This is a genomic window from Bacteroidetes bacterium GWF2_43_63, assembly GCA_001769275.1.
GTDB lineage: Bacteria > Bacteroidota > Bacteroidia > Bacteroidales > DTU049 > GWF2-43-63.
In genome coordinates, this window is record MEOQ01000046.1 from 1 (window position 1) to 10,285 (window position 10,285).

A 10,285-nucleotide genomic window follows, 5' to 3' on the forward strand; every position below is an offset into this window, starting at 1 on the left:
TTACTCGGTTTTACCCAAAATCGCCCGAAATTGCCCGGTTTTCGACCATTTTCGTCCGAAATTGCCTGAAAAACGTCCAAAAACGTCTGGAATCGTCCGAATTTCAACCGGAAATAAACAAAAAAATGACCCGATGGAGGAAAATACCGGGAATAATTATGTTTCTTATCGCATTTGTCAGGTTTGTCCTGACAATTTAACTATGAAAGGTAATACTGGTATTTGCCGGAAGAACACGGTATGGATTCAGATTTTTTTGTCGGGATCTTAAATAGTGCTAAAAAGTGCGGTAAAATAGGGTAGGTGATGGTTTGCTTAAGAAAATATTCCGAAATGACACATATAGTTTTTAAAATGCGTTATTGTTGATTTTGGTAATGGGTATTGCAGCCATTAATTTGCATTGGCAACAATTGGTTTTACCGACATCAGGCTTATTCAGGCTGCATAATTATTGATAGATAATTTTAAGTTGAAAAATGAGCGAAATGCTGTGATTTGCACTTTCAAATGGTTTGTTCGGTTTGCATGTAAAATGATTTGCTCCAAAAAGAACTTGGTTTTCAAAAAATCAACAGAAATTGCCTAAAGAAAATTCTTCATGTGGAAAAACTGTTCTTAGCCAATTAGAATCAAGGAATGCACCCAGTGAAAAGCAAAGAAAAAAAAGGTCGAAATGTTTGGCAAATTGTTTGGCAAATAAAAAAAGGCTTCAAAGTAAAAAACTCTGAAACCTTGATCTGATGCGGTGGGCATTACTGGGTTCGAACCAGTGACCCCCTGCTTGTAAGGCAGGTGCTCTGAACCAGCTGAGCTAAACGCCCTCTTACCCCATTTTGGGAGTGCAAAGGTATATAAATTATTTGATTACAAAAAATATTTTTGATTTGTTTGTCAGGAAATTTCTTCCCTGATTTGCTGAATGATTTGCATTACGTCTTTCTGGTACCCTCTGGAAACCGGGACCGGATCTATATCGCCTGTGAAGTGAAGCGAATAACCCCGGGAGTTTCCGCTGACACGCGAGATCTGATGTATATTGACCAAAAATGATTTATGACAACGAATTACCTGCGGGTGCTCAGAAAGCTGTGTCTCAAGTGCTTTCATGGTTGTGTGCAGCAATTTCCTGGTCATTACATTTTTCTTCATTATGTAGAACATACAGTAATTGCCCTGTGCTTCGACGGCCACAAAATCATCCATATTGAATGTAAGTTTTCCGCTGGTTTTTTCCGATTCAACAGTAATACTTTCTGTTGTGGGAGCAATGTTTTGTTTAATCTGACTGATATCCTGCGTAAGCGATGCCGACATGGTTTCAAAACGCTTGATGATAAGCCGTTCAACAGCTATCATTACCAGGTATAAGGGGACAATATACGATGCCAGAACAATCAATGAAAGAGAAAGCAAGAAATTGAAAGAAGTGAAACCGAAAAAGGCAAACAGGATGGCTTCGCTTAGGAAGACGGTCACATACAGCGCTCCGAAAAGCAGCAGATAGTACCGGTAATTTCTTTCATCAACCTGCTTTTTTGAATGAATGGAATAGAAGCCGATGGTAACAAAAAACAGGACCATAAAAGCTAGTATTCCGGGCAATAATCTGGCAATAAAGCTGAAATTCTGAATTTCAACCGCGTGTTCAACCGGAATAAAAATATAGAAAAACGCCATAAAATAGGCGAGTAATACCACTAAAGTAATCAGCTTATTTGATAGTTTAAATTCAGATATAAATTCTTCAAGCAGCTGAATGCGTGGTTCGAAGCCCTTTCCCGTAAAAAACATCAGCAGCAATAATGCAGTGATTACGATCATGAAAAATGAAAGAGTTTTCTGGTTTGTTTTTTCAGCTTCAGCTTTTTTTCTTTGCGCTTCAATCTGTGCCATTTCAAGGCTCATTGTAATGCGCTCAGCTTTTTTGTTATAATCGTCGATGAAGCTTTCCAGTTGCTGGCTGTTCAGTTGTTTCTGAATATTATTGTATGATTCGTAGTATCTGAGCGCCTCTCGATAGTCACCTCGGGATTTGTAGATGCTGTATAGAATTTCATCGGCTGACATCTGAAGCGCGCTGTTTGAAATAATGGTCAGACTTTTTTCAGCATTGAGTGCGTAGGTAGTTGCTTTATCGAAATCACGAACGCTCAGATAATGACTGGCCAGTTTAAGGCTTGCTTCTGCTATATTGTCCGCCAGTTCTGTGTGATTGGGCGTGTTGGCTATGGTTTTATAGGCAGCCAGAGCAGAGTCAGTGCTTCCGGCAAGATGATACGCGTCGCCAAGAATCTGAAGGCGAAACAAATTCAATGGACTTTCGGCTTCAGCCAAAGCAATCAGTGATGGATTTTTCAGCAAGGAAATGCATTTGTTTGATTTATTCATTTCCATATAGCATTTACCGATGTAAATCTGCGACACGTAAATACGTTGCGATTCACCATATTTTTCCGACATTTTGAGGGTCGTCATAAAAACCGGCAATGCTCCTTCCGGATCGCCTGCATTAAGCCGGCACAGTGCAATGTTGTTTGAGGCGGTTATCATCCCTTCTGTGCCCTCAGCCCCTTTGATGGCAGAAAAAGCTTTCAGTGCAATATTATAGGGATATTCGGCCAGTTCATAGTCTTTCAACCGGTAGAGAGAATTACCAACTTCTATAAGGTGCCAGCCAAGATCAGCCGTTCTGAATCTGGTTCCTTCTTTGTCAAATTCGCGGATAATAATTGACCGGATATAGGCATTAATTGCTTTCGGGTAGTCTTGAGTGCTGAAATATAAATTTCCGAGTCTGGTGAGTAGTGGTGCAAGGGCTTGTTCTCCGGTTTTTTCCTGTTCCATGGTGCGGATGAGGCCCTCGTAGGTCTTAATCTCAAGCGACAATTTATCCTTTGATGAAAGATCAAGAGTGCTGTCTTCAATGCTCTCCGAAACATTTTTAGTTTGATTGATTGTCTGAGCCTGTCCCGGCGATGCACAGGACAAAACAATTAAGAGCAAAAATATTGGACGGAATAACATAATCAAATGGGGGGATATTTGAATTGCAAATATAAAATTTAAAAATTTAAGAGACAATTAGTCATTTATCAAATTTCAATTTTTTCAGTCAATCTTTTAAATACGCAAAACGTATTTATGTAAAACATCATCAGTTAAAAATACAAAATTAAATCAATCTTATTTTAGCCATTTCAATCAAGTGCGGAAAAGGAAATTGTGTTTGTTTAAAAACAAAGACATTCTGAGAAATTACATGCTTAAAAAACATCTTAGTGTGAGTAAAACTTGTGACTTTGTCTAAATTGTGCAACCAGGTGATGTTGTACTTTGTCTGATATAGTATTTTTACGGGTTATTTTAAAAAATCAAATCACCATGCGAAGAAGTTTATTTTTGAATGTTATCGGAATAATTTTGACGTTGTTCGCGGTAACTTCTCTAAATGCACAACCAAGTAGACAGGGACTTCCAGCTTCTATGGAGCTGAATCTGCCAAATGTTTCCAATTCAGTGGTTGTCGATGCCAGTCACATAGACTGGTCGGTTATCAATGCCGAAGATCAGCTGAGATTATCTCAGAATCTGCCCGTCAGAGCTGGTTTTTCATTGCCTGTAAACAAGTCAATGGAACAGGATGGCGAATGGGAATTATTGCCCGATGGCCGTATGATGTGGAGGTTGAAAATAGAAACCCAGTCGGCAGTATCTCTGGGTGTTGTTTTCGACATGTTCCATTTGCCTGAAGGCGCGGAATTGTATTTATACAACGCGGATCGCTCTTTTGTGATTGGAGCTTTTACATCCGAAAACAACAATCCGGCAAACACATTCAGCACCCATCTGATTCCGGGAAGCACGGTGATTTTAGAATACATTGAAACGCCGAATAATGGACTTTATAAAGGCAATCTTAATCCGATATCCCTTGACAAGAAGAAAGTAGAATCTTACCGTACAAGTCCTGCCGGAGAAACTGAGTATACTCCACAAGGGGTTTTGCGGATTAGTGAAATAATTTATTCATACAATGACGATATAAACGATGCTACTAAAGACCTTGGCGATGGAGGCACATGCATGGTTAATATCAACTGTGTTCCTGAAGGTGACTATTGGCAGGATGAAAAGCGTGGGGTTGCCCGTATTCTTTTTAGAGAAGGTGCTGGCTGGTATTACTGTTCCGGTTCACTTGTCAATAATACACTTGAAAACGGCACCCCTTATTTTCTGACAGCATTCCATTGCGGGGCAGTTGCTTCAGCGGCTGACCATAATGTCTGGCAGTTTTATTTCAACTACGAACGTGCGGGTTGCCCCAACTTGGGAACTCCTCCCAATAACATGATCACCGGTTGTATTAAGCGAGCTGAAGGTGATATCAGTGGCGGAACAGATATGCAATTGGTTGAGCTTAATTCAACACCTTCTTTAGCCTGGAATCCTTATTACAATGGTTGGGATCGTTCAGGTGCAACTACTACAGGAGGTGTAAGTATCCACCATCCTGCTGGTGATGCCAAGAAAATATCAACCTTTACCGGAACCACAACAAGCGCTACCTGGTTTGACGGCACCAACACCGGAGCGACAAATGGTCACTGGACTTTTCCGCTCTGGGCTGCAACCACCAATGGGCAGGGCGTTTCCGAAGGTGGTTCGTCCGGTTCTTCTTTGTTTAATAATGCAGGTCGTGTAATCGGAACCCTTTCGGGAGGCTCTTCGCAGTGCGGTGGTCCATATTCAGGAGACCTCTATGGAAAATTTAGTATCCATTGGCAGAATGCAGTAAACGGAACTGGCAATGCTTATGAATTAAAATATTGGCTCGACCCGGCCGGAACCAATCCGACTACATTGGATGGCATGGATCCAAATGCGATTGCCTCTCCTCCGGTGACAAATTTTTCAGCCACGCCAACTACCATCAATGCTGGCCAGACAATACAATTCACTGACTTAACCACAAATTTGCCCCAATCATGGTCATGGACATTCCCCAGTGGTTATCCTTCAACTTCAACAGAAAGAAATCCAACGGTTACCTGGGTGAATCCAGGAACTTATACAATAACCCTTACAACCTCAAACGCATATGGTTCGGATACAGAGACTAAAACTGCGTATATTACCGTTAATCCATACTCTATTACCAGCCCGGTTACAATCGGGACAGGTACAGGCCTAGGTGGTTATTTCCCTTATGGTGTAAAAACAAATGCAACGGCATTATTCACATTTGTTCGAGATGCATCGATTTACACCACGGCGGAGGTTGGAGCGGCAGCCACAATTACGGCCTTAGCCTGGAGGCCTGGCGATGCCAGAACTGATACTAGAAATATTCAGATTTATCTGAAGCATACGAATGAGACCGCTTTCACTACGGCGGTAACTGATGATGCTATTATTTCTGGTGCCACACTGGTTTATAATGGTACATTTACCCCAAATGTTGCCGGGTGGCATACGATTCCTTTACAAACTAGTTTTTCGTACAATGGCTCGAGCAACCTGATGGTTATCGTGTTTGTGAATTCAACTGTCACTCCTGGAGACGTTCCAAGTAATTGTTATTTTACAACAACAGCCGCAACCACTCATCAACAATGGAGTGGTAAGACTGATCCCACGGGAACAGGCACCCTGAATACAAACCGACCCAATATACAAATATCCAAAACCGGCATTACCGCACCGATTGCCAACTTCGGAGTTGAACCAAATATTTTGTATGAAGGATTCGAAGACGGTGTTCTTCCTACAGGATGGTCAACTATAGACAATGACGGCGATGGCAACTCATGGGATTTTGTTGCCGATGGTTCCTTGACCACCCATGGAGGTGTTGGAGCAGCTTCATCTGCATCATGGATTAATGTGCCACTTACTCCTGATAACTGGTTGATAACTCCTGCAGTTGACTTAAGCAATGCTGCTGCCAGCTATCAGTTAAAATACTACGTTATTGGACAGGACCCTGCCTGGGAGCAGGAAACTTATGGCATTTATGTTTCTACGACTGGTACTGCAGTTGGCAATTTTACGTCATTACTTCAGGAACAGCTTCCTGCAAGTCATACAGCCTATCAGGAACGAACTATTGACTTAAGTGCATATGCTGGTAATCCCAATGTTTACATTGCATTCAGGCACTGGAATTGCACCGACTGGTTCCGCTTAAATCTTGATGATGTTTCAATTTCAACATCAGTTCAGCCGGCAAATGTTACAATTTATGAAGGTGACAATGTCAGATTCATGGATTTATCCACAAACAATCCATCAGTTTGGGCTTGGTCTTTGCCAGGAGGAACACCGACATCTACCAACGAACAAAGTCCTATAATTCCATATCATACTCATGGTGTATATGATGTTACCCTCACTGCGGGAAATGCTGCAGGAAGCGACGCTGAAACGAAAACCGGTTATGTAACCGTGCTTGGTCGTGCTCCGATGGCAAATTTTTACGGAACCGGTAATCTCAAGGATATTAACTACAGACCATTTATTCCAATTGGTGGATCTGTTGAATTCACGGATTATAGCTGGAGGTATCCTGAAGGCTGGGCATGGTCCTTCCCTGGAGGCACCCCTTCAACAAGTACTTCGCAAAATCCGCCAACAATTACTTATACGGCTCCTGGATTCTATTCTCCTTCTTTAACAGTGACGAACACTCATGGTTCTGATATCATCACAGGGACAAATTTTGTCGTTGTTGGAGGAAAAGACACCTGCAGTAACTTGTTATATGAAGATGGTCTCTCGGTATATAGCTATGATAATGGGCTTATTCCTGGCCACGCAATGGATACGGTTAATAGCGTTCTCTTTTATATTTGGAACTATGCTGAAAAATATGAAAATTCTTTTCCAGGTAAAATAACCGGACTAGAGTTGTATGTATACCTTGATTCTGCTATAGCTTCAAAGACTGTCACATTCAATGTTTGGGATGGTTCAACCGGATCACCGGGAACTATTTTAGGTACTAAAACGGTTTCTTTACCAACCTTCACCAACGGCTGGACATTTCTCGCCTTTGATGATTCCATAGCTGTATCCGGAGACTTCTTTATCGGTTATAGATTAAATTATGACGGCACGACACATAATTATGACACGCATCAGTTTTGTGGCGCCATGACTTCATTCCGGGATCCCGGAAATAATAGTACAGCTTATCTTAGTACAGGAAACACATATCCGGGAACGTGGTATTCATTCGAAGACTGGTTTGGATCGGCAGCATCGCTTACATTGCATCCTGAATTCACCTACGATTTTGCAGGAACCATTGTCTCCGCATCAGCAACCCCAGGTTGCGGAACTGGTTCAGTAACTTTGACTGCCTCGGTTTCAGCCAATCAGACATTCTATCTGCAAACCGGAGCCGGCGCAGCCGTTGCCAACTGGACAGGAAATACAAATACTCACACATTCACAGGTCTTGCCAACGGTGATTATAAAGGTTATGTTGTTGAAGGAGCTAATACATCTCCGACATCAAATACAGTAACACTTACCAATCTGGTTTCAGTTCCTGTAAGTGTAGCTATCGTGGCATCTCCAACCGGAGCTATCTGCTCTGGAACAAGTGTCACCTTTACTGCTACGCCAACCAATGGCGGAGCAACTCCCGCATATCAGTGGTATGAAGGTGGTTCAGCTGTTGGAACGGGCTTAAACACATATACAACGACAACCCTTACAAATCTTGAAGCTGTTTATGTAGTTCTTACTTCCAATCAGACTTGTGTAACTGGCAACCCCGCAACTTCAAATACAATAAACACAACGGTAAATCCGAATCTGCCTGTCAGTGTCAGCATTGCTGCATCTCCAGCAGGCGCTATTTGCGCCGGAACTTCAGTTACATTTACTGCTACCCCGGTCAATGGCGGAACCACACCAGCATACCAGTGGTATGAAGGCGGCGCTCCTGTCGGAACAGGAACAGGTACATATACTACAACCGGCCTGACAACAGGCGAAGCAGTGTATTGTGTACTGACATCGAATGCAGTTTGTCCTACGACTAATCCAGCTACATCCAATACTATTACAACCACGGTAAATCCGAATCTGCCGGTCAGTGTGACCATCGCTGCCAATCCCGGAACAACAATTTGTTCGGGTACCAGCGTTACATTTACAGCAACTCCGGTAAATGGAGGCACAACTCCGGTTTATCAATGGAAAGTGAATGGTGTAGTTGTTGGCTCCAATAGCCCAACATATACTTCAAATACATTGGCAATGGGCAATACGGTGACCTGCACCGTGACATCAAATGCTACCTGCCCAACCGGCAATCCGGCTGTTTCAAATACGCTCACAATGACCGTTAATACTACGGTTGCTGCCAGCGTAAGCATTGCCGCTTCACCTACCGGAGCCATCTGTGCAGGAACATCAGTTACCTTCACAGCTACTCCAACCAATGGCGGTGCTGCACCAACTTACCAGTGGTATGAGGGTGGCGCTCCTGTCGGAACTGGCCTCAGTACATATGCTACAACGGGTCTCACAACCGGCGAAGCCGTGTATTGTGTCATGACTTCAAATGCAGTTTGTGTTACCGGAAGTCCTGCGACCTCCAACACAATTAATACAACTGTAAATACAAACAATCCAGTCAGTGTAACGATTGCAGCCAATCCGGGAACAACAATCTGTACGGGAACCTCGGTTACCTTTACAGCAACTCCGACCAACGGTGGAACGACTCCGGTTTATCAATGGAAACTGAATGGCGGCAATGTGGGTTCCAACAGCACGACATACACCAATGCCGCTTTGGTTGCCGGTGATATCGTAACATGTCAACTGACATCCAATGCTACCTGTGCAACCGGCAGCCCGGCGACATCAAATGCTCTTACAATGACCGTCAATTCTTCATTGCCTGTTAGTGTAAGCATTGCAGCTAGTCCCGGAAATAATATATGTGCCGGCACCAATGTGACCTTCACAGCAACCCCGACCAATGGTGGAACAACACCAGCCTATCAGTGGAAAGTCAATGGTACCAACGTCGGAACAGGTGCAACATATTCTTCAACTACACTCACAACTGGTCAGATTGTAACCTGTGTACTCACCTCCAGTGAAGGTTGTGCGACTGGCAGTCCGGCCACTTCGAATGCCATAACAATGACTGTGACTGCAAATGTTACCCCCAGTGTAAGTATCGCAGCATCTTCAACAACCATTTGTTCGGGCACAAGCGTAACCTTCACGGCTACACCAACCAACGGTGGCGCAACTCCGGTTTACCAGTGGAAACTGAATGGTGCCAATGTTGGCTCCAACAGTACAACCTACACCAATGCCGCTTTGGCAACCGGTGATATTGTTACATGCAGTATGACATCTGCGCTTACATGTACGGTTGAAAATCCTGTGACTTCCAACAGTATTGTAATGACAGTAAACCCCAACAAACCGGTCAGCGTGAGCATTTCAGCATCTGCTACAACGATTTGTACGGGAACGACAGTCAATTTCACTGCAACTCCGACCAACGGTGGAACAACACCTGCATATCAGTGGTATGTTGGAGCAACACCCGTTGGAACCGGCTCCACTTATTCAAGCAGCACATTGGCTGATGGAAACATTGTCACTTGTGTACTTACCTCAAACGAAACATGTGCAACGGGTAGCCCTGCTACATCAAATGCCATCGCGATGACCGTGAATTCATCACTGCCGGTTAGCGTCAGCATTGCAGCAAATCCCGGAAATGTTATTTGTGCAGGTACCAGCGTGACGTTTACAGCAACGCCAACCAATGGCGGCACAACCCCAACCTACACCTGGAAAGTTAATGGTGTGACACAAGGTGCCAATAGCCCGACATTCACAACCAGTTCCCTTACAAATACTCAGTCCGTAACGTGTATTCTCGCCTCGAGCGAAGGATGTGCCACCGGCAGCCCGGCGACCTCGAATGCGATTGCAATGACAGTGAATCCGACAGTTGCAGCCAGTGTTACCATTGCCGCATCACCATCAGGAGCTATCTGTGCAGGAACCTCGGTTACCTTCACCGCAACACCCACCAATGGTGGCACCCCGACCTATCAGTGGTATGAAGGGGGAAGTGCAGTTGGTACAGGTTTAAGCACCTATGCCACAACCGGCCTTACAACCGGCGAAGCCGTGTATTGTGTAATGACCTCTAATGCAACCTGTGTTACGGGAAGTCCTGCGACATCGAATACCATTAATACAACTGTAAATGCGAACAATCCGGTTAGTGTAACAG

At 43.7% G+C, this 10,285-nt stretch carries 1 protein-coding gene, 1 tRNA gene and 2 pseudogenes; 2 read left to right on the plus strand and 2 right to left on the minus strand.

The annotated features are described in order from the left end of the window. A pseudogene (locus tag A2W93_02180) lies at nucleotides 1-271 on the plus strand (hypothetical protein). Nucleotides 272-746: 475 nt separating this feature from the next. Here A2W93_02180 and A2W93_02185 read toward each other — a convergent pair. Both A2W93_02185 and A2W93_02190 read right to left on the minus strand, forming a co-directional pair. After that, nucleotides 747-824 (minus strand) — tRNA-Val (locus A2W93_02185). A gap of 70 nt (nucleotides 825-894) precedes the next feature. Continuing rightward, nucleotides 895-3,027: a hypothetical protein gene (locus A2W93_02190; protein ID OFY52801.1), complete on the minus strand. Its 2,133-nt coding sequence runs from the start codon at nucleotides 3,025-3,027 to the stop codon at nucleotides 895-897. Nucleotides 3,028-3,384: 357 nt separating this feature from the next. On the opposite strand from A2W93_02190, the pseudogene A2W93_02195 reads away from it, so the two are divergent. Beyond that, nucleotides 3,385-10,285 (plus strand): annotated as a pseudogene (locus tag A2W93_02195) (hypothetical protein).

Bases quoted from the DNA above. Each gene is read 5' to 3' on its own strand.
- A2W93_02190 (OFY52801.1), bottom strand. From the start codon at position 3,027: ATGTTATTCCGTCCAATATTTTTGCTCTTAATTGTTTTGTCCTGTGCA.